At 66.4% G+C, this 20216-nt stretch carries 26 protein-coding genes; 16 read left to right on the top strand and 10 right to left on the bottom strand.

Going from position 1 to position 20216, the window contains the following annotated elements; genetic code table 11:
- The coding region (locus tag JHC57_RS14440) for an HD domain-containing protein (RefSeq protein ID WP_294030803.1) at positions 1 to 1337 on the top strand (1337 nt) is incomplete at its 5' end.
- 75 nt (positions 1338 to 1412) lie between these two features.
- Here JHC57_RS14440 and rplT read toward each other — a convergent pair.
- Both rplT and rpmI read right to left on the bottom strand, forming a co-directional pair.
- Positions 1413 to 1778 (bottom strand): 50S ribosomal protein L20, encoded by a 366-nt coding sequence (rplT, locus tag JHC57_RS14435; protein WP_294030802.1) that lies wholly within the window; start codon positions 1776 to 1778, stop codon positions 1413 to 1415.
- A 12-nt stretch (positions 1779 to 1790) separates the two neighbouring features.
- Positions 1791 to 1994 carry a 50S ribosomal protein L35 gene (rpmI, locus tag JHC57_RS14430; RefSeq protein WP_037555449.1) on the bottom strand — a complete coding sequence of 68 codons (204 nt, stop codon included), beginning with the start codon at positions 1992 to 1994 and terminating at the stop codon, positions 1791 to 1793.
- Between the two features lie 152 nt (positions 1995 to 2146).
- On the opposite strand from rpmI, the gene JHC57_RS14425 reads away from it, so the two are divergent.
- Positions 2147 to 2560 carry a VOC family protein gene (locus JHC57_RS14425; protein ID WP_294030801.1) on the top strand — a complete coding sequence of 138 codons (414 nt, stop codon included), beginning with the start codon at positions 2147 to 2149 and terminating at the stop codon, positions 2558 to 2560.
- Positions 2561 to 2568: 8 nt separating this feature from the next.
- On the opposite strand, the gene JHC57_RS14420 is transcribed toward JHC57_RS14425, so the two are convergent.
- Together JHC57_RS14420 and JHC57_RS14415 are read right to left on the bottom strand one after the other, a co-directional pair.
- Complete coding sequence (locus tag JHC57_RS14420) at positions 2569 to 2919, bottom strand: GFA family protein (protein WP_294030800.1); 351 nt, start codon at positions 2917 to 2919, stop codon at positions 2569 to 2571.
- A 15-nt stretch (positions 2920 to 2934) separates the two neighbouring features.
- Positions 2935 to 3717, bottom strand: a complete 783-nt coding sequence (locus JHC57_RS14415; protein ID WP_294030799.1) for an inositol monophosphatase family protein — start codon at positions 3715 to 3717, stop codon at positions 2935 to 2937.
- Positions 3718 to 3833: 116 nt separating this feature from the next.
- On the opposite strand from JHC57_RS14415, the gene JHC57_RS14410 reads away from it, so the two are divergent.
- On the top strand, positions 3834 to 4376 hold the full coding sequence (locus JHC57_RS14410; protein WP_294030798.1) for a TetR/AcrR family transcriptional regulator: 543 nt from the start codon (positions 3834 to 3836) through the stop codon (positions 4374 to 4376).
- On the opposite strand, the gene JHC57_RS14405 is transcribed toward JHC57_RS14410, so the two are convergent.
- Both JHC57_RS14405 and JHC57_RS14400 read right to left on the bottom strand, forming a co-directional pair.
- Positions 4377 to 4790 carry a VOC family protein gene (locus JHC57_RS14405; protein WP_294030797.1) on the bottom strand — a complete coding sequence of 138 codons (414 nt, stop codon included), beginning with the start codon at positions 4788 to 4790 and terminating at the stop codon, positions 4377 to 4379.
- A 1-nt stretch (position 4791) separates the two neighbouring features.
- Positions 4792 to 5727 (bottom strand): ribose-phosphate pyrophosphokinase, encoded by a 936-nt coding sequence (locus JHC57_RS14400; RefSeq protein ID WP_294030796.1) that lies wholly within the window; start codon positions 5725 to 5727, stop codon positions 4792 to 4794.
- Between the two features lie 126 nt (positions 5728 to 5853).
- Between JHC57_RS14400 and JHC57_RS14395 the strand changes: the two genes are divergently transcribed.
- The 4 genes from JHC57_RS14395 (at position 5854) to rpmG (ending at position 10128) form a co-directional block, all read left to right on the top strand.
- Positions 5854 to 7521 carry an NAD+ synthase gene (locus tag JHC57_RS14395; RefSeq protein ID WP_294030795.1) on the top strand — a complete coding sequence of 556 codons (1668 nt, stop codon included), beginning with the start codon at positions 5854 to 5856 and terminating at the stop codon, positions 7519 to 7521.
- Between the two features lie 36 nt (positions 7522 to 7557).
- Positions 7558 to 8868 (top strand): glutamate--tRNA ligase, encoded by a 1311-nt coding sequence (locus JHC57_RS14390; RefSeq protein ID WP_294030794.1) that lies wholly within the window; start codon positions 7558 to 7560, stop codon positions 8866 to 8868.
- A 140-nt stretch (positions 8869 to 9008) separates the two neighbouring features.
- Positions 9009 to 9743 (top strand): energy transducer TonB, encoded by a 735-nt coding sequence (locus JHC57_RS14385; RefSeq protein ID WP_294030793.1) that lies wholly within the window; start codon positions 9009 to 9011, stop codon positions 9741 to 9743.
- A gap of 217 nt (positions 9744 to 9960) precedes the next feature.
- Positions 9961 to 10128 (top strand): 50S ribosomal protein L33, encoded by a 168-nt coding sequence (rpmG, locus tag JHC57_RS14380; RefSeq protein WP_003042331.1) that lies wholly within the window; start codon positions 9961 to 9963, stop codon positions 10126 to 10128.
- A 122-nt stretch (positions 10129 to 10250) separates the two neighbouring features.
- On the opposite strand, the gene JHC57_RS14375 is transcribed toward rpmG, so the two are convergent.
- On the bottom strand, positions 10251 to 10727 hold the full coding sequence (locus JHC57_RS14375; RefSeq protein ID WP_294030792.1) for an Lrp/AsnC family transcriptional regulator: 477 nt from the start codon (positions 10725 to 10727) through the stop codon (positions 10251 to 10253).
- Positions 10728 to 10870: 143 nt separating this feature from the next.
- On the opposite strand from JHC57_RS14375, the gene JHC57_RS14370 reads away from it, so the two are divergent.
- The gene (locus tag JHC57_RS14370; RefSeq protein WP_294030791.1) at positions 10871 to 10993 is read left to right on the top strand and encodes a hypothetical protein; all 123 of its coding nucleotides are present in this window, start codon (positions 10871 to 10873) and stop codon (positions 10991 to 10993) included.
- A 106-nt stretch (positions 10994 to 11099) separates the two neighbouring features.
- On the opposite strand, the gene JHC57_RS14365 is transcribed toward JHC57_RS14370, so the two are convergent.
- The gene (locus JHC57_RS14365) at positions 11100 to 11462 is read right to left on the bottom strand and encodes a response regulator (RefSeq protein WP_294030790.1); all 363 of its coding nucleotides are present in this window, start codon (positions 11460 to 11462) and stop codon (positions 11100 to 11102) included.
- A gap of 87 nt (positions 11463 to 11549) precedes the next feature.
- Here JHC57_RS14365 and JHC57_RS14360 point away from each other — a divergent pair, with 87 nt between their 5' ends.
- From JHC57_RS14360 to JHC57_RS14345, 4 genes are read left to right on the top strand one after another with little or no spacing between them, the layout of a single operon-like run.
- A complete protein-coding gene (locus JHC57_RS14360; protein WP_294030789.1) occupies positions 11550 to 11813 on the top strand; it encodes a DUF3572 family protein in 264 nt (87 codons plus the stop codon).
- Positions 11810 to 12451 carry an HAD family hydrolase gene (locus JHC57_RS14355; RefSeq protein WP_294030788.1) on the top strand — a complete coding sequence of 214 codons (642 nt, stop codon included), beginning with the start codon at positions 11810 to 11812 and terminating at the stop codon, positions 12449 to 12451. Before JHC57_RS14360 ends, JHC57_RS14355 begins: the two co-directional genes overlap by 4 nt.
- A gap of 14 nt (positions 12452 to 12465) precedes the next feature.
- The gene (locus JHC57_RS14350) at positions 12466 to 12930 is read left to right on the top strand and encodes a RidA family protein (RefSeq protein ID WP_294030787.1); all 465 of its coding nucleotides are present in this window, start codon (positions 12466 to 12468) and stop codon (positions 12928 to 12930) included.
- A gap of 8 nt (positions 12931 to 12938) precedes the next feature.
- Complete coding sequence (locus JHC57_RS14345; RefSeq protein WP_294030786.1) at positions 12939 to 14090, top strand: GNAT family N-acetyltransferase; 1152 nt, start codon at positions 12939 to 12941, stop codon at positions 14088 to 14090.
- A gap of 125 nt (positions 14091 to 14215) precedes the next feature.
- On the opposite strand, the gene JHC57_RS14340 is transcribed toward JHC57_RS14345, so the two are convergent.
- Positions 14216 to 14530: a hypothetical protein gene (locus JHC57_RS14340; protein WP_294030785.1), complete on the bottom strand. Its 315-nt coding sequence runs from the start codon at positions 14528 to 14530 to the stop codon at positions 14216 to 14218.
- Between the two features lie 140 nt (positions 14531 to 14670).
- The gene (panC, locus tag JHC57_RS14335; protein ID WP_294030784.1) at positions 14671 to 15510 is read right to left on the bottom strand and encodes a pantoate--beta-alanine ligase; all 840 of its coding nucleotides are present in this window, start codon (positions 15508 to 15510) and stop codon (positions 14671 to 14673) included.
- 86 nt (positions 15511 to 15596) lie between these two features.
- On the opposite strand from panC, the gene JHC57_RS14330 reads away from it, so the two are divergent.
- From JHC57_RS14330 to rpoN, 4 genes are all read left to right on the top strand, one after another.
- Positions 15597 to 16406, top strand: coding sequence for a division plane positioning ATPase MipZ (locus JHC57_RS14330; protein ID WP_294030783.1), 810 nt, complete (start codon positions 15597 to 15599; stop codon positions 16404 to 16406).
- Positions 16407 to 16434: 28 nt separating this feature from the next.
- Entirely contained in the window at positions 16435 to 17817 is a 1383-nt protein-coding gene (gene pgmG / locus JHC57_RS14325) for a phosphoglucomutase/phosphomannomutase PgmG (RefSeq protein ID WP_294030782.1), read from the top strand.
- Between the two features lie 123 nt (positions 17818 to 17940).
- Positions 17941 to 18756, top strand: coding sequence for an LPS export ABC transporter ATP-binding protein (gene lptB, locus JHC57_RS14320; RefSeq protein ID WP_294030781.1), 816 nt, complete (start codon positions 17941 to 17943; stop codon positions 18754 to 18756).
- A gap of 15 nt (positions 18757 to 18771) precedes the next feature.
- The coding region (rpoN, locus tag JHC57_RS14315; RefSeq protein ID WP_294030779.1) for an RNA polymerase factor sigma-54 at positions 18772 to 20216 on the top strand (1445 nt) is incomplete at its 3' end.

The following is a 20216-nucleotide window of genomic DNA, read 5'->3' as shown; positions in this document are numbered from 1 at the left end:
TCGGCCGCGTCGTCGCGCAGATGCAGTTCGACATGTATCATCATTATACGGTCGACGAGCATACGATCCGCGCGATCGGGCTGCTCGCCGATATCGAGCAGGACCGGCTGCAGGACGATCATCCGCTCTCGACCGCGATCATGGACCAGATCCACTCGCGGCGCGTCATCTATGTCGCGGTGTTGCTCCACGACATCGCCAAGGGGCGCGGCGGCGACCATAGCGTGCTCGGCGCCGAACTTGCGCTCCGCGTCTGTCCGCGGCTCGGGCTCAGCGAGGCCGAAACCGAAACGGTGTCGTGGCTCGTGCGCTATCACCTCCTGATGTCGGCGACCGCGTTCAAGCGCGATCTCGCCGACTTCAAGACGATCCTCGACTTCGCGCAGATCGTGCAAAGCCCCGAGCGCCTGCGTCTGCTGCTCGTGCTCACCGTCGTCGACATCCGCGCGGTCGGCCCCGGCGTGTGGAACAGCTGGAAACGGCAATTGCTCACCGAGCTGTTCGACGCCGCCGAGGAAGTGCTGCGCCTCGGCCACAAGCAGAAGGGCCGCGAGACGCGGATCGCCGCGAAGAAGGAAGCCGCCGCGTCGATACTCGGTCTCGACGACAAGGGCTTCGCGAAGCTCATCAAGCCGCTGCCCGAAAGCTACTGGATCGCCGAGCCGGTCGAGGTGATCGTCGCCAATCTCCGCCATATACGGGAAGCCGGCGACGCGCCGCTCCATATCGCCGCGGTTCCCGACGAGGATCGCGGCGCGACGCTCGTCATGGTGCTCGCCGCCGACCATCCGGGGCTCTTCTACCGCATGGCGGGGGGCATCCATCTCGCCGGCGGCAACATCATCGACGCGCGCATCCACACGACGCGCGACGGGCTCGCGCTCGACAATTTCCTCGTGCAGGATCCGCTCGGCCGCCCCTTCGCCGAGTCGGGCCAGATCGCGCGCCTGACCCGCGCGATCGAGGATGCGCTCGCCAACCGGCAGAAGCTGCTGCCGAAACTCGAAGCGCGCGCGCTGCCGCGGACGCGCGCCGAGGCGTTCCGCGTCGCGCCCAATGTGTTCGTCGACAACAAGGCGTCGAACCGGTTCACGGTGATCGAGGTCAATGCGCAGGACCGTCCCGCGCTATTGAACCAGCTCGCCTATGCGCTCTTCCAGTCGAAGGTGACGGTCCACTCGGCGCATGTCGCGACCTATGGCGAGCGCGCGGTCGACACCTTCTATGTCACCGACCTGATCGGCGACAAGATCGACAGCCCCGCGCGCGTGAAGTCGCTGGAAAAGCGCCTGCTCGAAGCGGCCGCGAGCCGGAGCGAGGAAGCGGTCGCCGCTTGAATCCCGTCGCGGCCGGACAGAAAAGGGGCGGCCCCGCAGGACCGCCCCTGATTTCTTCGCCTTGGCTGAAAAGCGTCAGGCTGCCTTGGGCAGCGCCGCCTTCGCCTGTGCGATGATCGCGGTGAACACGCCGCCTTCGTTCATCGCGAGGTCGGCCATGACTTTCCGGTCGAGTTCGATCCCGGCCAGCTTCACGCCGTGCATGAACTGCGAATAGGTGAGGCCTTCGGAGCGGACCGCGGCGTTGATCCGCTGGATCCAGAGCGCGCGGAAGCTCCGCTTCTTGACCTTGCGGTCGCGGTAAGCGTACTGGCCGGCCTTTTCGACGGCCTGCTTGGCGACGCGGATCGTGTTCTTGCGACGGCCATAATAGCCCTTCGCCTGCGCCAGAATCCGCTTGTGCTTGGCGTGCGTGGTCGTGCCGCGTTTGATGCGTGACATGTCTGGCGCTCCTTACTTCAGGCCATAGGGCGCCCAGAGGCGCACATGGGCCGCGTCCGAATCGCTGAGCACGCTGGTGCCGCGGTTGGTGCGGATATATTTCGAGTTATGCGAAATCAGGCGGTGGCGCTTGCCGGCGACGCCGTGCTTCACCTTGCCCGAGGCGGTGAATTTGAAGCGCTTCTTCACACCGCTCTTGGTCTTCATCTTGGGCATTTTGGTCTCCTTTTGAAGTCCGTTTGCGTATCGGCCTGGCAGCCCTTTCAGCCAGCCGACACAATCGGAAGGCGCGCGCCTAGACGGATTCGCTCGGAATTGCAAGCTCTGCGGGCTAGATTGTCGCTCGTCCTTCAAAGGGAGCGAGTCGCATGAGCGAAGACTATTGTGCCATGAAAGGCGTCGTGCCGCATCTCACGATCCGCGACGATCGCGCCGCCGAGGCGATCGACTTCTACGCGCGCGCCTTCGGCGCCAGCGAAAGCGGCCGCCAGATGGCGGAAGACGGCAAGCGGGTCCTGCACGCGCATCTCGAACTCAACGGCGGTCCGCTGATGCTGAACGACGATTTTCCTGAAATGATGGGCGGCGCGGCCCCGCCTCCCGCAGGCGTCGGCCTGCATCTCGACGTGCCCGACGCCGATGCGGCATGGGAGAAGGCGCTCGCCGCCGGCGCGATCGTCCGTTTTCCGCTCGACAATCAGTTCTGGGGCCAGCGTTACGGTCAGGTCACCGATCCGTTCGGGCATATCTGGTCGATCGGCGGGCCGGTCACGCCGGACTAGCCGCAGGTCTAGAAGCTCGCGCCGTCGACTTTCTGGATCGTCAGCGCGTCGAGATCGGCGGCGGGAACGCAGCGCAGGTTGACCGCCGCCATTTTCTCGCCCGAGGGCCCGGTTCCGACCGAAAAGCCCTGACAACCGCATTCGACGCAGAATTGATGGTCGATGTTGTGCTTGTTGAACTGGTGCGACTTCAGCTTGTCGGCGCCGCTCTCCAGCCGGAACCGGTCGATCGGAACGAAGGTCAGGAGGAAGCCCTTGCGCCGGCAGTGCGAGCAATTGCAGCTCATCGCCGTGTCGGGGATGTCGCCCTCGACGCTATAGGTTACCGCGCCGCAGTGGCAGCTGCCTTCATATGCCATGGTCTTCTCTCCCGTTCAGTGGTGGCAGGCGAGCCCTTCGATCACATCCCCGAGCCGCGCGGGGTCGCCGAGCGCGATGACATGGCCTTCACTGTCGGCGCTCAGCGGATCGCCGTTCCAGTCGCACATCGTCCCGCCCGCGCCTTCGACGATGGGCGCCAGCGCGGCGAAGTCGTGGAGTTTCAGCCCCGCCTCGACCACCAGGTCGATATGACCGCTGCTCAGCAGGCCATAATTATAGCAGTCGCCGCCGAAGACCATGCGCTTGTGCGAGGTCTTCGCGGCGAGCGCCATGAAATGTTCGCCGTCATGGTCGCTGAAATATTGCGGTCCCGTCGTCGCCAGCACCGCATCGGCAAGGCTGCGGCAGCTGCGGGTGCGGACGGGCGCGCCGTTGAACAGCGTCGGCTGCCCGAGCGCGCCGACCCAGCGTTCGCCCGCGATCGGCTGGTCGATGATGCCGAGGATAGGCCAGCCGTCCTGAAGTAGCGCGATCAGCGTGCCGAAGATCGGGCGCCCCGCCATGAAGCTTACCGTGCCGTCAATCGGATCGAGCACCCATTGCCGCGCGGCTTCGCCACGTTCGACGCCATATTCCTCCCCGATGATCCCGTCGCGTGGCGCTTCGGCATCGAGCAGGCGGCGCATCGCGGCTTCGGCGGCGCGGTCGGCTTCGGTGACGGGCGAGGCATCGGCCTTGGCCTCATGCGCCCAGTTGGAGCGAAAGAGCGGGCGGATCGCTTCGCCGGCGGCGTCGGCGAGGCGGTTGGCGAGCGTGAGGTCGGATGTGATCGACATGGGGTTCAGCTAGCCGAGCGCGCTCGCCGCCGCCAGCCCATGCGGACTGATTCTCTATCGGAATATCCCGATTTTATCTATTTTACAAGATCGATCTAACTTGTAAAATCGCGGGCATGCCCGGCGAATTCCCCTTCGAACCGATCGTTGCGACCTTCGCGCGTTACGGTCTGCGCAAGACGTCGATGGAGGACGTCGCGCGCGCCCTCGGCGTGTCGCGCCAGGCGCTCTACAATCGTCATGGTTCGAAGGATGCGCTGGTCGACTGGGCCACCGGAAGCCTGATCGACAGCTCGCTGGCCGCAGCGCTCGCCGCGATCGACCAGCCCGCGAGGACGCTCGTCGAACGTCTGACCGACGCGCTCGATGCATGGGTCGGCCGGCATATGGAAGCGCTGCACGCGTCGCCGCACGGGGCCGAGATCGTGGCGATGCTCCGTCGCGATCCGCCCGAGGCGGTGCGTGTGGCCGAGCGCCGGCTCGTCGCGGCGATGGCAGAGGCGATCCGGTTCAGCGGCCCCGGGTCGGCGGTATCGCGCGCGGGCAGCATGGCGCAGGCACTTTGCTGGACCGCGCGCGGGCTCGTTCATGCGGTGCCCGATCATCCGGCCTTCCGGCGTCAGCTTGACCATATCGTCGGGGCGCTGGTGGCGCGTTGATCAGCCCTTGCGGCGGTCGTCCCACTGGCCGGCGTTTTCGCCGATACCCTGACCGAAGGTGATCAGATTGCCATCGGGGTCGCGGACCCAGAATTCGCGCTGGCCATAGGGCTGGTCCCTGGGCGGGGCCCAGCGGTCCGCCGGAAGGGTACGAAACCGCGCTTCATAGCCGGCAAAGCAGGCGTCGGCGTCGGTGACATCGATATAGGCGTGCGAGCAGCCCGGCGGGTTCATCGCGCCGACGTCGAGCGCGAGAAGCCGGAATCCGACGCGCTCGCGCTCGACATAGGCATAGCCGCCGTAATCGACATGAACGGTGAAACCCAGCACATCGCGATAGAAGGCCAGCGCGGCCTCCATCGCCGTGACCCCCAGAAAAGGCGTCACGTGGATGAAGGCGGGTTTACCGGTCATGTCAGTCGAAGAGCGAGGAGACGCTCGTTTCGTCGGCGATGCGCTTGATCGCTTCGCCGAGCAACGGAGCGACGGTCAGCGTGCGGACCTTCTTGCTGTCGTTCACCGCGTCGGTCGGCATGATCGAATCGGTGATGACGAGCTCGGTGAGCTCGCTCGCATCGACGCGCGCGACCGCGCCGCCCGACAGGACGCCGTGGGTGCAATAGGCGACGACGCCCTCGGCGCCCGCGGCCTTGAGCGCCGCGGCGGCGTTGCAGAGCGTGCCCGCCGAATCGACGATGTCGTCGATCAGGATGCAGAAGCGCCCCGAAACATCGCCGATGATGTTCATCACTTCCGATTCGCCCGCGCGCTCGCGGCGCTTGTCGACGATCGCGAGCGGCGCGTTGTCGAGCCGCTTGGCCAGCGCCCGCGCGCGCACCACGCCGCCGACGTCGGGCGACACGACCATCAGATTCTTGTCGCCGAAGCGCGCCTGGATGTCGGCGCTCATCACCGGCGCGGCATAGAGGTTATCGGTCGGGATATCGAAAAAGCCCTGGATCTGCCCCGCGTGCAGGTCGATCGCGAGCACGCGGTCGGCGCCCGAGGTCGTGATCAGGTTCGCGACCAGCTTCGCCGAGATCGGCGTGCGCGGTCCGGGTTTCCGGTCCTGGCGGGCATAGCCGAAATAGGGAACGACCGCGGTGATGCGCTTCGCCGACGCGCGGCGCAGCGCGTCGTTGATGATGAGCAGTTCCATCAGATTGTCATTGGCGGGAAAATTCGTCGGCTGGACGACGAAGACATCCTGGCCGCGGACATTCTCGTGGATCTCGACGAAGACTTCCTCGTCGGCGAAGCGGCGCACGCTGGTGTCGGTCAGCGGCAGCTCGAGATAGTCGGCGATCGCACGGGCCAGCGGCAGGTTGCTGTTGCCGGAGATGAGTTTCATGGGGTGCAAGGCCCTTTCGCGCGGGGTGGGATTGCGCGCCCCCTTAGCCAGCGCGGACGGATAGGGGAAGGGTCTAGTTGCTTCGCCGCCATTGCTCCGGCGCCGATGGCGGAATATGGGCAGGGCATGACCTCGCCCGAAACGCTTACCATCGTCCTTTCGCAGATGACGCAGGCGGTCGGCGATCTCGCCGCCAACGCCGCCGCGATGCGCGAGGTGCGCGCCCGTCACCGCGATGCCGACCTCATCCTCTACCCCGAGTTCCAGCTGATCGGCTATCCGCCCGAGGATCTGGTCCTGAAGCCCGCGCTCGCCGAACGGGCGGCGGAGCTGCTCGCCGGTCTCGCGGCCGACACCGCCGACGGTGGGCCCGCGATGCTGGTAGGATCGGTCGAGCGTGACGGATCGGACCTCTACAATATCGTCGCCCTGCTCGACGGCGGCCGGATTTTCGCGACACGCCGCAAGCATGAGCTGCCCAATTACGGTACCTTCGACGAGAAGCGCATCTTCGTCCCCGGCCCGCTCCCCGACATCGTCGAATGGCGCGGGGTGAAGCTCGGCCTGCCGATCTGCGAGGACGGCTGGCTCCCGACGGTGTGCCAGCATCTGACCGCGCAGGGCGCCGAGCTGCTGATCTCGGTCAACGGCAGCCCTTACGAGATCGACAAGGACGACCGCCGCCTCAGTCAGGTGTTCGCGAGCCGCGTGGCCGAAACCGGGCTGCCGCTCATCTTTCTGAACCGCATCGGCGGACAGGACGAACTGGTGTTCGACGGCTGTTCCTTCGTGCTCAATGACGATGGACGGGCCGCGCACCGCCTGATCGACTGGGAAGCCGAGGAGCGCGTCACGCGCTGGAGCAACAAGGGTGACGGGCGCTGGGTATGCGAGGCGGGCGCCATCGCCGAATGGGAGGCGCATCCCGCCGATATCTACAGCGCGATGATCCTGTCCTTGCGCGACTATGTCGAGCGCAACCGCTTTCCGGGTGTCGTGCTCGGCCTGTCGGGCGGGATCGATTCGGCGATCTGCGCGGCGATCGCCGCCGACGCGCTCGGCCCCGACAAGGTGTGGTGCGTGATGCTGCCGAGCCGCTTCACCAGCCAGGAAAGCCTCGACGATGCCGCTGGCTGCGCGAAGATGACTGGATGCCGGCTCGATACCATCCCGATTGCCCCCGCCGTGGATGCATTCGATGCGATGCTCGCGGGCAGCTTTGCCGACCGCGACGTCGATATCACCGAGGAGAATGTCCAGTCGCGCATCCGCGGGGTGACGCTGATGGCGCTCAGCAACAAATTCGGCCCGATGCTGCTGACGACGGGCAACAAGAGCGAGATGAGCGTCGGTTACGCGACCATCTATGGCGACATGGCGGGCGGCTACAACCCGCTGAAGGACGCATACAAGATGACGGTCTTCGCGCTCGCCGAATGGCGCAACGCGAACGTCCCGCGGCTGTCGCGCAACCCGGTGACCCCGGTGATGCCGGCCAATATCGTCACCAAGCCGCCAAGCGCCGAGCTGCGCCCCGACCAGAAGGACGAGGACAGCCTGCCGCCATATGTCGACCTCGATCGCATGCTCCACATGCTCGTCGAGGAGGAGGCGAGCGTCGATGATGTCGTGGCGCGCTACGGCTTCGACCGCGATGCCGTGGTCCGGATCGAACGCCTTCTGATGCTCGCCGAATACAAGCGCCGGCAGGCGCCGCCGGGGGTCAAATTGTCGACGCGCAACTTCGGCCGCGACCGGCGCTATCCGATCACCCACGGTTTTCGTACGGGCTGACTCGCGTCGCGCGCGAAACCGGCTATAGCCGCCGCCATGACCGTCACCACCCGCTTCGCTCCCTCGCCCACCGGCATCCTGCACGTCGGCAATGTCCGCACCGCGCTTCACAACTGGCTGTGGGCCCGCAAGCACGGCGGGCGCTTTCTGTTGCGCATCGACGACACCGACCTCGAACGATCGCGCGAGGAATATGTCGGGGGCATTCGCGCCGATCTCGCGTGGCTCGGGCTCGACATCGACGGCGAGGAAAGACAGTCGGCGCGCTTCGCCCTCTACGAGGCCGAATTCGAAAAACTGAAGGCGGCCGGGCGCGTCTATGCCTGCCATGAAACCCCCGAGGAACTCGATATCCGGCGCAAGGTGCTGCTCTCGCGCGGGCTTCCCCCGGTTTACGAACGCAAGCCCGAGGGCGCACCGGTGCCCGAGGGGGTCGTGCCGCACTGGCGCTTCAGGCTCGACCATGACGCGCCGATCGAGTGGACCGACATGGTCCGGGGTCCCCAGCATTTCGAACCGAAGACGATGTCCGATCCCGTCGTGCGCCGCGCCGACGGGAGCTGGCTCTATCTGCTGCCGAGCGTGATCGACGATATCGATATGGGCGTCACCCATGTCGTGCGCGGCGAGGATCATGTGTCGAACACCGCGGCGCAAATCCAGATGTTCGAGGCGCTGGGCGCAAAGCCGCCTGCATTCGCGCACGAGGCGCTGCTTGTCGGGGCCGAGGGCAAATTGTCGAAGCGGCTCGGCTCGCTCGGCATGGCGGGCCTGCGGGGTGAAGGAATCGAGCCGATCGCGCTCGTCGCGCTGCTCGCGCGGCTTGGCACGAGCGATCCGGTCGAGCCGGTGACGTCGCCCGTGCCGCTGATCGAAAGCATCGACTTCGCGCGCTTCGGCCGCGCCCCCGCACGCTTCGACGAGGGCGAGCTCGCGCTGCTGAACCAGAAGATCCTTCACCACACCGATCACGCGGCGGTGGCCGATCGCCTGCCCGCCGCGATCACCGAAGCGCGCTGGAACGCGATTCGCCCGAATCTGATGACGGTGGCCGAAGCCGCCGACTGGGTGCCGGTGTTCGACGGTCCCTTTTCGCCGCCGCCCGCCGAGGCGGCCGACGGGGTGGTGCTCGACGCGGCTGCGGCGGCCGCTCCCGCGATCGATTGGGCGAACGACCCGTGGCACGCGCTGACCGGCGCGGTGAAGGAGGCGACGGGGGCGAAGGGCCGCGCGCTCTTCCTGCCGCTCCGCCGCGCGCTCACGGGGCGCGATCATGGTCCCGACATGGCCGAACTGCTGCCGCTGATCGACAAGGACATGGCGGTGGCACGGTTCTCCGCCGCCTAGGCTTCCTTCACCGGACCGGACTCTTGCCTACCTTCGTGCTTGACAAGAAAAGTGATGTTATAATATCACGTCATTCTGACCTGGCCGGCAGTGACGGTCAGAACGCCGCGGGGCCGGGTCGACAGGCAAGGAGAGAGGCCATGACCCTGATACCCCTGATTTCGGCGATCGTCGCCACGCCCGAGGCCACGACGGCGCCCGCCGGGCCGGCGCTTCAACCGCGCAACAGCTATGGTGCCGGTAACGAGCGCCACCCCGTCGCCGCGCTTCTCGCCATCGGGCTGCCTGTGGCACTGGTTGCTGCGGTAGCGCTGTCGCCGATGATCGTCGTCGACGAACCCGCGACGTCGACGCCGCCGTGGACATCGATCACGCTTCCCAAGCCGAAGCCGCCCGAACAGAAGCCCGATCCCGAACCGCAGGTCCGGCAGCCGCAAACGCAATTCACCGCGCCGCCGAGCCCGCTCCCGCCGGTGGCAAAGGACCCGCCCGAAGCGCCGCCGCTGCCGCCCTATGTGCCGCCCGCGGGAACCGGCACGGGGCCATCGGTCACGGCCGATCCGCCCGTGACGCCGGAAAAGCCCAGGCTGGTGCTCGCCGATGTCGATCCGCGCTTCGCCGGCGCGTTCCAGCCCGACTATCCGCCGCGCGAACAGCATGGCGGGATCGAGGGTGTCGCCAGGGTGCGCGTCCTTGTCGGCACCGACGGGCGCGTGAAAGCGGTCGAACTTGTGAGCACCGACAGCCCGGGCTTCTTCGAGGCGACCAAGCGCCGGGCGCTCGCCAAATGGCGCTTCAGGCCCGCGACGCGCGGCGGCGTGCCCGAGGAAAGCTGGAAGGTGATGACGGTCCGGTTCGAGATCAAGAACGCCTAGGAGTCGCAAACCGGCCCCTCCGGGCGGGCGGTTCGCTGCCGCCCGCCCGCTCCTTTCGCTTGACAGAAAGGCCGAATCCCGCCAAAGGCGCCCGGATATTGGGGGCGGCGCCTCGTGCGCGGCCCTCCATGTTTTTTCACTCCAACGTCGGGGCCCCTAGTCCCGCGGCATCCATCGGGACTCCGGCGGATGTGCAATTACTTCGAGGAACAGGGCCATGGCCAAGCCGACGACCGTCAAGATCAAGCTGGTGAGCACCGCCGACACGGGCTTTTTCTATGTCACCAAGAAGAACCCGCGCACGATGACCGAGAAGATGTCGGTGCGGAAGTATGACCCGCGTGCGCGCAAGCACGTCGAGTTCAAGGAAGCCAAGATCAAGTGACGCATTCTCCCGTGCGGCATCGCCGCGCGGTTTGAAAATGCGCATCCCGGACCTGGTCCGGGATCCGGAAGGGCGGCCTCGTGCCGCCCTTTTTCGTGTCCCCGATCCGCGCGGGGCGCGGCTCAGAAATCGCGAAGGGGGCGCCGCGCCGCCTCATTCTCGATGATGTGGCGGATCGTGATCAGCGTCTTGAACGAATGAACGCCCTTGTCCTCGCCCAGCGCGCGGCGCGTGAAGCGGTCATAATCCTCCATCGTCCCGACCTGGACCTTCAGCAGGAAGTCGTCGTCGCCGGTCACGTCCCACGCGCCGGTAATCTCGGGGTGGCGAACGATCTCGCGCGCGAAACCGTCCATCGTCTGCGGCCCCGCCTGCTGCATCTGCACGAGCACGTGCATGGTGAGCGCCGACCCGGTCAGCGCCGGATCGACGACGGCGATATCGGCGACGATCACCTTCTCGTCGCGCAGACGGCGCAGGCGGCGCAACACCGCCGACAGCGACAGCCCGACCTTGTCGGCGAGTATGCGCGCGGGCTGCAGATTATCCTCGCGTACCAGCGCGAGCAGGCGGCGGTCGAAATCGTCGAGATCGATCATTTTTCGCATCTATTGCACTATAGCGCGAAAATTGGTCGCTGACATGGTGAATTTCGGCGCCAATCGCCGCGCGCACGGGCGTAGAAAGAGCGCGTCCGGGCCGCTCTCCCCATCCCTTGCCGGCCCGGACGCAGGAGACAGCCATGACTCGTACCGCATCCGGACCGAACTGGATCCAGCGTCTGTGGACCTTGGTGATCGAAGCATCGGCCACCGCGGTCGCCGTTCATTATCGCGCGCCCTGGGAAGGTCGGGCTTCGCGCTGAAGCCTGTCGCCCGCGCTCGACGGGTGTCGGTGTATCAGGCCGATCTTCCGAGACGGCAAAGGATACCGCTGTCGTTCAGACGGCCGGTGTCCGGCCGCGATGTGGATCAGGCAAACGCCCCCACGCTCTCGATGAACTTGATCACCGAAATCGGCTTCGAGACATAGGCTTCGGCGCCCGCGGCCTTGATCTGCTCCTCGTCGCCTTTCCCGGCATAGGCGGTGACCGCCATGATCGGGACCGCGCGCAGCGTCAGGTCGGCCTTCATCTGGCCGATCAGCTCGAGCCCCGACACATGCGGCAGCTGGATGTCCATGATGATCAGGTCGGGGGCGATTTCGCGCGCTTTCGCCAGCGCGTCGCGGCCGTCGCGCACCGGGTGCGCGCTATAGCCATGGGCGTTGAGCAGGTCGCAGAACAGGCGCAGGTTGAGCTCGTTATCCTCGACGACCAGGATGGTCTTGCCCATGTGCGTTCCGTTCCCCACCTTGCGTGCGCGGCCCGTTTAGGCGAATCGGCCGCATGACACAATTGCATCGCGACGAAGGAAATGCGCTTGCTTGAGGATGACGCTGCGCTGGCGCTTCACGCGCTCGGCTGGATCTTGAACGACGAACCGCGCGCCGAACGGCTGCTCGGACTGACCGGCCTCACGCCGGGCGAATTGCGAGCGTCGCTCGGCGAGCGGGCGACGCTCGCGGCGATCCTGTCTTTCCTCACCGCCCACGAAAACGACCTTGTCGCCTGCGCCGATGCGCTGCAGGTACCGCCCGCCGGCATCGCCGCTGCCGCCCGGAGACTCGAAGGAACTCCCGCATGAACCGCCCGCTCGTCATCACCGATTGCGACGAGGTGCTGATGCACATGGTCGTCCCCTTCGCCGAATGGGTCGACGCCGAACATGGTGTGATCTTCCGCATCGAGGACGCGAGCTTCGCCAACGCGCTGAAGCGCAAGGAATGCGGTACCCCATTGGAGGCGGCCGAGGTGTGGCCGCTGCTCGACGGCTTTTTCCGCACCGAAATGACGCGGCAATATCCGATCCCCGGCGCGCTCGCCGCGATGGCGGCGATCGGCGCCGAAGCCGATATCGTTGTGCTCACCAATGTCGGCCCCGAGCATCAGCAGGCGCGGATCGACCAGCTCGCGCTCCACGATTTCCGTGCGCCCGTGATCGGCAGCCGCGGCGGCAAGGGCGAGCCGGTGCGCCGGCTGATCGACGAATATCGCCCTTCGGTTGCGGTCTTCATCGACGACCTCGCCGGCCATCACCAGTCGGTCGCGCAAGAGGCACCCGATGTGTGGCGGCTTCACCTCGTCGGCGAGCCGGCGATCGCCGGCAAGATCGCGCCGGCGAAATACGCCCATGCGCGAATCGACGATTGGAAAGCGGCGCAGCGCTGGATATTGGCGCGGCTCGCCGAAAACATTCCCGCCCCGGCCCACGAGCCGGTCTGACAGAAGGACACCCCATGGATATCGCCGCCAAGATCGCCGACCTCGGTCTGGACCTCCCCAAGCCCGCCGCGCCGGTCGCCGCCTATGTGCCCGTCGTCGAGCAGGGCGGCATGCTCTATGTCAGCGGCCAGCTGCCGTTCCGCGACGGACAGGTCGTCACCGGCCGCCTCGGCGAGGATATGGACATTGCGGGCGGTCAGGATGCGGCGCAGCGCGTCGCGCTGATGCTCGTCGCGCAGATCGGGCAGGCATTGGGTGGCGACTGGTCGCGCGTCGAACGCGTCGTCAAGCTCGGCGTCTTCGTCAACAGCGCGCCCGGCTTCACCGATCAGGCGAAGGTCGCCAACGGCGCGTCGGAACTGTTCGAAACGCTGTTCGGCGAAGCGGGGCGTCACGCGCGCGCCGCGGTCGGCGTCGCGGTGCTGCCGCTCGGCGCGGCGGTCGAGGCCGACGCGATCGTCGCGGTGAAGCCCGCCTGAGGAATCCGGTGGCCGAAGCCGACCCGCCCGCACGGACGATTTCGCTCGGAACCGGCGTCGCCGCGATCGACGCGGCGGCGTGGGACGCGCTGGCGGGCGGTGGCAACCCGTTCGTCGGCCACGCCTTCCTGTCGCTGCTCGAGGAATCGGGCAGCGTCGGGCCGGGCACCGGCTGGCAGGCTGCACCCCTGCTCGTCGAGGATGCGGCCGGTGCGCTCGTCGCGGCGGCGCCCGCCTATCTCAAATCGCACAGCCAGGGCGAATATGTCTTCGACCACGCCTGGGCCGATGCCTGGGCGCGCGCCGGCGGCGACTATTATCCCAAGCTGCAGATCGCGGCGCCCTTCACGCCCGTGCCGGGGCCGCGCCTGCTGGCGAAGGACAAGGGCGACGCGTTGCTGCTGCTCCGCGCCGCCGAGGCGGTGGTGCGGCAGAACGGCCTGTCGTCGGCGCACGCGACCTTCGTCGCGCCCGAGCAGATGCCGCTGTTCGAGGAAGCGGGCTGGCTCGTCCGCCGCGACATCCAGTTCCATTTCGCAAACGACGGCTATGCCGGTTTCGACGATTTTCTCGCCACGCTGAACTCGCAGAAACGCAAGCAGCTGCGCAAGGAACGGCAGCGCGCGGTCGAGGGCCTGCGCGTCGAGGAGCTGACCGGTGACGCGATCCGCCCCGAACATTGGGATGCGATGTGGCTTTTCTATCAGGACACCGGCGCGCGCAAATGGGGCCATCCCTATTTGACGCGCGAAGCGTTCGACCTGATGGGCGAGCATATGGCGGAGCGGATCATCCTGCTCATCGCCTATGACACCGAGGAACGGCCGGTCGCCGGGGCGCTGCATTTCCTCGGCGCCGATACGCTGTACGGCCGCTACTGGGGATGCATTGCCGAAATCCCCTGCCTGCATTTCGAGCTATGCTATTATCGCGCGATCGACATCGCGATCGAGCGCGGCCTCGCCCGCGTCGAGGCCGGCGCGCAGGGCGGCCACAAGCTCGCGCGCGGCTATGGCCCCGTTGCGACCTGGTCGGCGCATTTCATCGCCGATCCGGGCTTTCGCCGCGCGGTCGCGGATTACCTCGAACAGGAACGCCGCGCCGAAGAAAGTGAAATGGAATGGCTGGAAGGGCACACGCCCTTCAAGCGGAAGGACTGAACCTTCCTTTTCGTCACCCTCGAACGAGACGGGTGGCCGGTTCGACCTGATCCGGCGTCCGGGCTTCGTCGCCGGGATGAATGCCGGATCGGATCCGGGGGGACGATCGATATGTTACGGAAGAGTCAGGCCGCGAAGCGGCGGGCGGCGGGACGGAGCGCCGTCTCGTCGAGCCAGGCACGCGCCTGACGCTGCGCCTCGGCGATTTCATCGCGCGACATTTCGCCCGATACATCGGCACGACACTGCTGCCCTTCGACATTGCCGCCGAGCGCCGCGAGGTTGAACCATTTATGCGCCTGGACCAGGTCGACATCGACTCCGCCCGAGCCGGTCGAAAATGCGATACCGAGATCGAAATAGGCATTGGCATCGCCGCGCGCGGCGTCGAGCAGACGGCTCTCGATCAGATATTGGGCAGACTTCAGACTGTTCGCCATGATAACCCCCTTTGCCTCCACCCCACATGGAGACCTCGGGGGCCAAATTTGCGATTTATGGTCAACAAAGCGTTAACGATGACCGCATTTTTTGTGGATATCGTTCGAATCCCGCAGAAATCCGCGGATTCCCGCTTCAATCAGCCGACCGGAAGATTGTCGATCAGACGCGTTTTCCCGATCCGCGCGGCGGCGAGCAAGCGCGCCGGCTTTCGAAAAGCGGCCAGTCTTTCAAGGCTGTCGGCATCGGCGAGCGCGACATAATCGACGCTGTCGAAGCCGCCGCTGACGATTGCCGCCTCCGCCCTGGCGAGCGTCTCGGCCACATCGGCGCCGCCCGCGATCGCCTTCGCCGCGGCGTTCAGCGCATCGGGAAAGGTTGCCGCCGCCGCGCGCTGCTCCTTCGACAGATAGGCGTTGCGCGACGAGAGCGCGAGGCCGTCGGCATCGCGCGCGATCGGCGCGCCCAATATATCGATCGCGAAATCGAGGTCGCGCGCCATGCGACGGATGATCGCGAGCTGCTGCCAGTCCTTCTCGCCGAAGATCGCGACGTCGGGGCGGACCTGATTGAACAATTTCGCGACGACGGTCGCGACGCCGTCAAAATGACCGGGGCGCGCCGCGCCGCAATAATCGGCGCCCAGCTCGGCGACCTCGATATGCGTGCTGTGCCCGCCGGGGTACATGACCCCGATGTCGGGCGCCCAGAGCAGACTCGTGCCTTCCTCGACCAGCAGCGCGGCATCGCGTGCCTCGTCGCGCGGATAGGCGTCGAAATCCTCGTTCGGGCCGAACTGCGTCGGATTGACGAAGATCGACACGACCGCATGGTCGGCGACGCGCTTCGCCATGCGGACGAGCGAAAGGTGGCCATCGTGCAGCGAACCCATCGTCGGGACCAGCGCGACGCTCTTCCCCCCCTGTTTCAGTGCCGTAACGGCACGGTGCAGCATCGCGATGTCACGGATGATTTGCACGGCTCGTCGCCCTCCGATATTGGCGCGACTATATCACTTCGCGCGACGGCCGCCCATGCCGCGCAAACAGGAAAATCGCAACGCTCATGACGACGCCCGCACCGCACCGCATCATCTTTGCCAATGAAAAGGGCGGGACGGGCAAATCGACCTGCGCCGTGCATTTCGCGGTCGCACTGGCGAGCCAGGGCTGGCGCGTCGCGGGCATCGACCTCGACCCGCGCCAGCGCACCTTCCACCGCTATCTCGAAAATCGCGAACAGACGGCAAAGCGCCGCGACGTTGTGCTGCCGACGCCGCGTTTCGAGGTCTTCACGGGATCGACGATCGGGGAACTCGACGAACAGGTCGCACGGTTGAGCGAAGGCGCCGACTATCTGATCGCCGATACGCCCGGTCGCGACGATCTCTTCGCGCGCCACCTCGCGACGATGGCGGACACGCTCGTGACGCCAATCAACGACAGCTTCATCGACTTCGACCTGATCGGGCAGGTCGATCCGGAGACATTCCAGGTGACCCGGCCGAGCTTCTATTCCGAACTGATCTGGGACACGCGCAAGGCGCGCGCGAAGACCGACGGCCGGACGATCGACTGGATCATCCTGCGCAACCGCCTCCAGCATGTCGACGCACATAATATGCGCCGCGTCGGCGAGGCGCTGACCCAGTTGTCGCGCCGCGTCGGCTTCCGCGTCATTCCGGGGCTCGGCGAGCGCGTCATCTATCGCGAGCTTTTCCCGGCTGGCCTCACCCTGCTCGACAAGGCGCATCTGGGCGGCATGGGAATCGGCCACGTCGTCGCGCGGCAGGAACTTCGCGAGGCGATGGGCGGACTGAACCTTCCGGCGCGCGAGCGATTGCATCCGGACGGGGACCTGTTCGCCGCCGCCTGAGTTCCGTCTCTCCCCAAGAGGATCCCCCATGACGCACAATTTCCACCCGACGATGCTGCGTGAATATGACATCCGCGGTGTCGTCGGCGACACGCTGTCCGATGCCGACGCCTATGCGATCGGCCGCAGCTTCGCGACGCTGATCCGCCGCGCGGGCGGCAAGCGCGTCGCGGTCGGCTATGACGGTCGCCTCTCGTCGCCGATGCTCGCCGACGCGCTGATCGCGGGGATCAACGCCGCGGGCGTCGACGCGCTCAACGTCGGGCTGGGTCCGACGCCGATGCTCTATTATGCCGCGTCAACCGAGGATGTGGACGGCGGCATACAGATAACCGGCAGCCACAACCCCCCCGACTACAACGGTTTCAAGATGGTGTTTCAGGGGCGTCCCTTCTTCGGCGCCGACATTCAGCGGATCGGCGAAATGGCCGCCGCGGGCGACTGGGATGCCGGCGAAGGCTCGTCGCAGAGCATCGACATCGTCGACGCCTATGTCGATCGGCTGGTCGAGGGTTTCGCCGGCGGGGCTTTCCGTATCGGCTGGGATGCCGGCAACGGCGCCGCGGGCACAGTGATCGAAAAGCTGACCGCGCGCCTGCCCGGCGAGCACCACCTGCTGTTCACCGATATCGACGGGCATTTTCCGAACCACCATCCCGATCCGACCGAAGAGAAGAATCTCGCCGATCTGAAGAAGCTCGTCGCCGAGAAGAGCCTCGATTTCGGCGTCGCTTTCGATGGGGACGGCGACCGCATCGGCGCGATCGACGGCGAGGGCAGGGTGATCTGGGGCGACCAGCTCCTCCAGATCTATGCGGCGGCAGTGCTCAGGGATCATCCCGGCGCCACGGTGATCGCCGACGTCAAGGCGAGCCAGGCGCTGTTCGACCGCGTCGCCGAGCTCGGCGGCACGCCCCTGATGTGGAAGACCGGCCACAGCCTGATCAAGGCGAAGATGAAGGAAACCGGCAGCCCGCTGGCGGGCGAGATGAGCGGGCATATCTTCTTCGCCGACCGCTATTATGGCTATGACGACGCGCCCTATGCCGCCATCCGGCTGATCGAGGCGGCGACGAAGCTCGGGCGGAGCGTGACCGAACTGCGCGGCAGCATGGCGCCGATGGTCAACACCCCCGAAATGCGCTTCCAGGTCGACGAGAGCCGCAAGTTCGCCATTGTGGACGAAGTTCTCGATCGTCTCGCCGAATCGGGCGCGAAGGTCGATCGCACCGACGGCGCGCGCGTGCTCACCGATGACGGCTGGTGGCTGCTTCGCGCCTCGAACACGCAGGACGTGCTCGTCGCGCGTGCCGAGGCGAAGGACGAGGCGGCGCTGGCGCGCCTGCTCGCGGCGATCGACGAACAGCTCGCGCTGTCGGGGATCGTCCGCGGGCCGCAGGCGGCGCATTGATCGCTGTGCCCCCTCTTTTCGGAGAGGGGGCGACGGGTCGATGCAAAAATCTTGCCAGATTGACCTTCGCCGCGCCGCTGGGGTAACGCGCTCGTGGGGACTGGAACTGGAACCGACCGATCTATGACCGACGACGAATCCATTGCGGGCACGCTGACCGAGGGCGATCATGGCGTCACCGAGCACAGGGCGCATGTTCGCGAGGACGCCGCGGCGGGCAACGGCCTCGCGGTCATCTCGATTGCGAAAAGCTATGACAAGCGGGTCGTGCTGTCGGACGTCTCGCTGTCGGTGGGCAAGGGCGAGGTCGTCGGCCTGCTCGGCCCGAACGGCGCGGGCAAGACGACCTGCTTCTATTCGATCATGGGGCTGGTGAAGCCCGACGCCGGGCGCATCATGCTCGACGGCGCCGATATCACCGCGCTGCCGATGTACCGCCGCGCGATCCTCGGGCTCGGCTATCTGCCGCAGGAAACCTCGATCTTTCGCGGCATGACCGTCGAACAGAATATCGGCGCGGTGCTCGAACTCAGCGAGCCCGACAAGATCGCGCGCGAGCGGCGGATGGAAGAACTGCTCGACGAATTCGGGCTGACCCGCCTGCGCGATTCGGCGGCGATGGCGCTGTCGGGCGGCGAGCGCCGCCGCGCCGAAATCGCGCGCGCGCTCGCGGCGAACCCGTCGATCATGCTGCTCGACGAACCGTTCGCGGGCATCGATCCCCTGTCGATCAGCGACATCCGCGACCTCGTCGCGGACCTCAAGACGCGCGGCATCGGCGTGCTGATCACCGACCATAATGTGCGCGAGACGCTCGACCTCGTCGATCGCGCCTGCATCATTTACGACGGCAAGGTGCTGCTTGCCGGCTCCCCGGCCGAACTCGTCGCCGATCCCGAGGTGCGCCGCCTCTATCTCGGCGAGGGTTTTTCCTTGTAACGCGATGAGCTGCTGATGGCGTTGGGTCCGCGCCTCGATCTCCGCCAGTCGCAATCGCTGGTGATGACGCCGCAGCTTCAGCAGGCGATCAAGCTGCTGGCGCTGTCGAACCTCGAACTTGAAACCTATCTGGCCGAGGCGCTCGAAGGCAATCCGCTGCTCGACACGGCGTCGGGCGACAGCGAGGGCGGCGGCGACGACGAACCCGCCGGCGATGCGCCCGCGGCCGAAGCCGCATCGCTCGAGGCCGATCAGGCGCTCTCGGCCGATGGCGGGAGCGAAAACGACCTCGACGTCGACCTTGTCGCCGAAAGCTTCCACCACGACAGCGCGAGCGACAATGTCGGCCTGTCGGGCGGCGGCGAGGATATCGATTTCGACAGCTTCGCCGAACATGACGGCACGCTTCACGACCATCTGATGGCGCAGGTCGGCGAGCGGTTCGGCGGGATCGAGGCGATCGTCGCGGGGCAGCTCGTCGCGCTGATCGACGAGGCGGGGTACCTCCGCGCCGACCTGGCCGAGCTCGCGGCGCAGCTCGGCGTGCCGCTCGCGCTGGTCGAGGAGATATTGGCGGGGATCCACTGCTTCGACCCGTCGGGCGTCGGCGCGCGCGACCTTGCCGAATGCATCGCGATCCAGGCGCGCGAGGCCGACCGCTACGACCCCGCGATGGCGACGATGATCGCACATCTCGATCTCGTCGCGAAGGGCGCCTTCCCGCAGCTCAAACGCATCTGCGGCGTCGACGACGAGGATCTCGCCGACATGATTCGCGAGCTGCGCGGCTATGACCCTCGCCCCGGCCTCAAATTCGGCGGCGAGGGCGCGCTGGCGGTCGTCCCCGACCTCTATATCCGCCAGACCGCGAAGGGCTGGGCGGTCGAGATCAACAACGGCACCTTGCCGCGCCTGCTCGTCAACCGCCGCTATTATACCGAACTCGCGCAGGGCGCGGCGGCGAAGAGCAAGGCGTGGCTCTCCGAACAGCTCGCCGGCGCGAACTGGCTCGTCCGCGCGCTCGACCAGCGTCAGCGGACGATCGTCAAGGTCGCGAGCGAGATCGTGAAGCAGCAGGAAGGCTTTTTCCTGAACGGCGTCGCGCATATGCGCCCGCTGACGCTGCGTCAGGTCGCCGAGGCGATCGGCATGCACGAATCGACCGTCAGCCGCGTGACGAGCAACAAATATCTCTCCTGCGCGCGCGGGCTGTTCGAACTCAAATATTTCTTCTCGTCGGGCATTTCGGCGACCGAGGGCGATGGCGCGGTGTCGGCCGAGGCGGTGAAGAGCCGGATCAGGGCGATGATCGAGGCCGAAGACGCCAAGGCGATTCTCTCCGACGAGACGATCGCGCAGAAACTCTCGGCCGAAGGGCACGACATCGCCCGGCGCACCGTGGTCAAATATCGCGAGGCGATGGGTTATGGCTCGTCGGTGCAGCGGCGGCGGCAAAAGGC

Origin of the sequence: Sphingopyxis sp. (assembly GCF_016463645.1) — a bacterium.
Lineage (GTDB): Bacteria > Pseudomonadota > Alphaproteobacteria > Sphingomonadales > Sphingomonadaceae > Sphingopyxis.
Note: the sequence above shows the minus strand (reverse complement) of the source record. Positions and strands in the feature narration are given on the sequence as shown.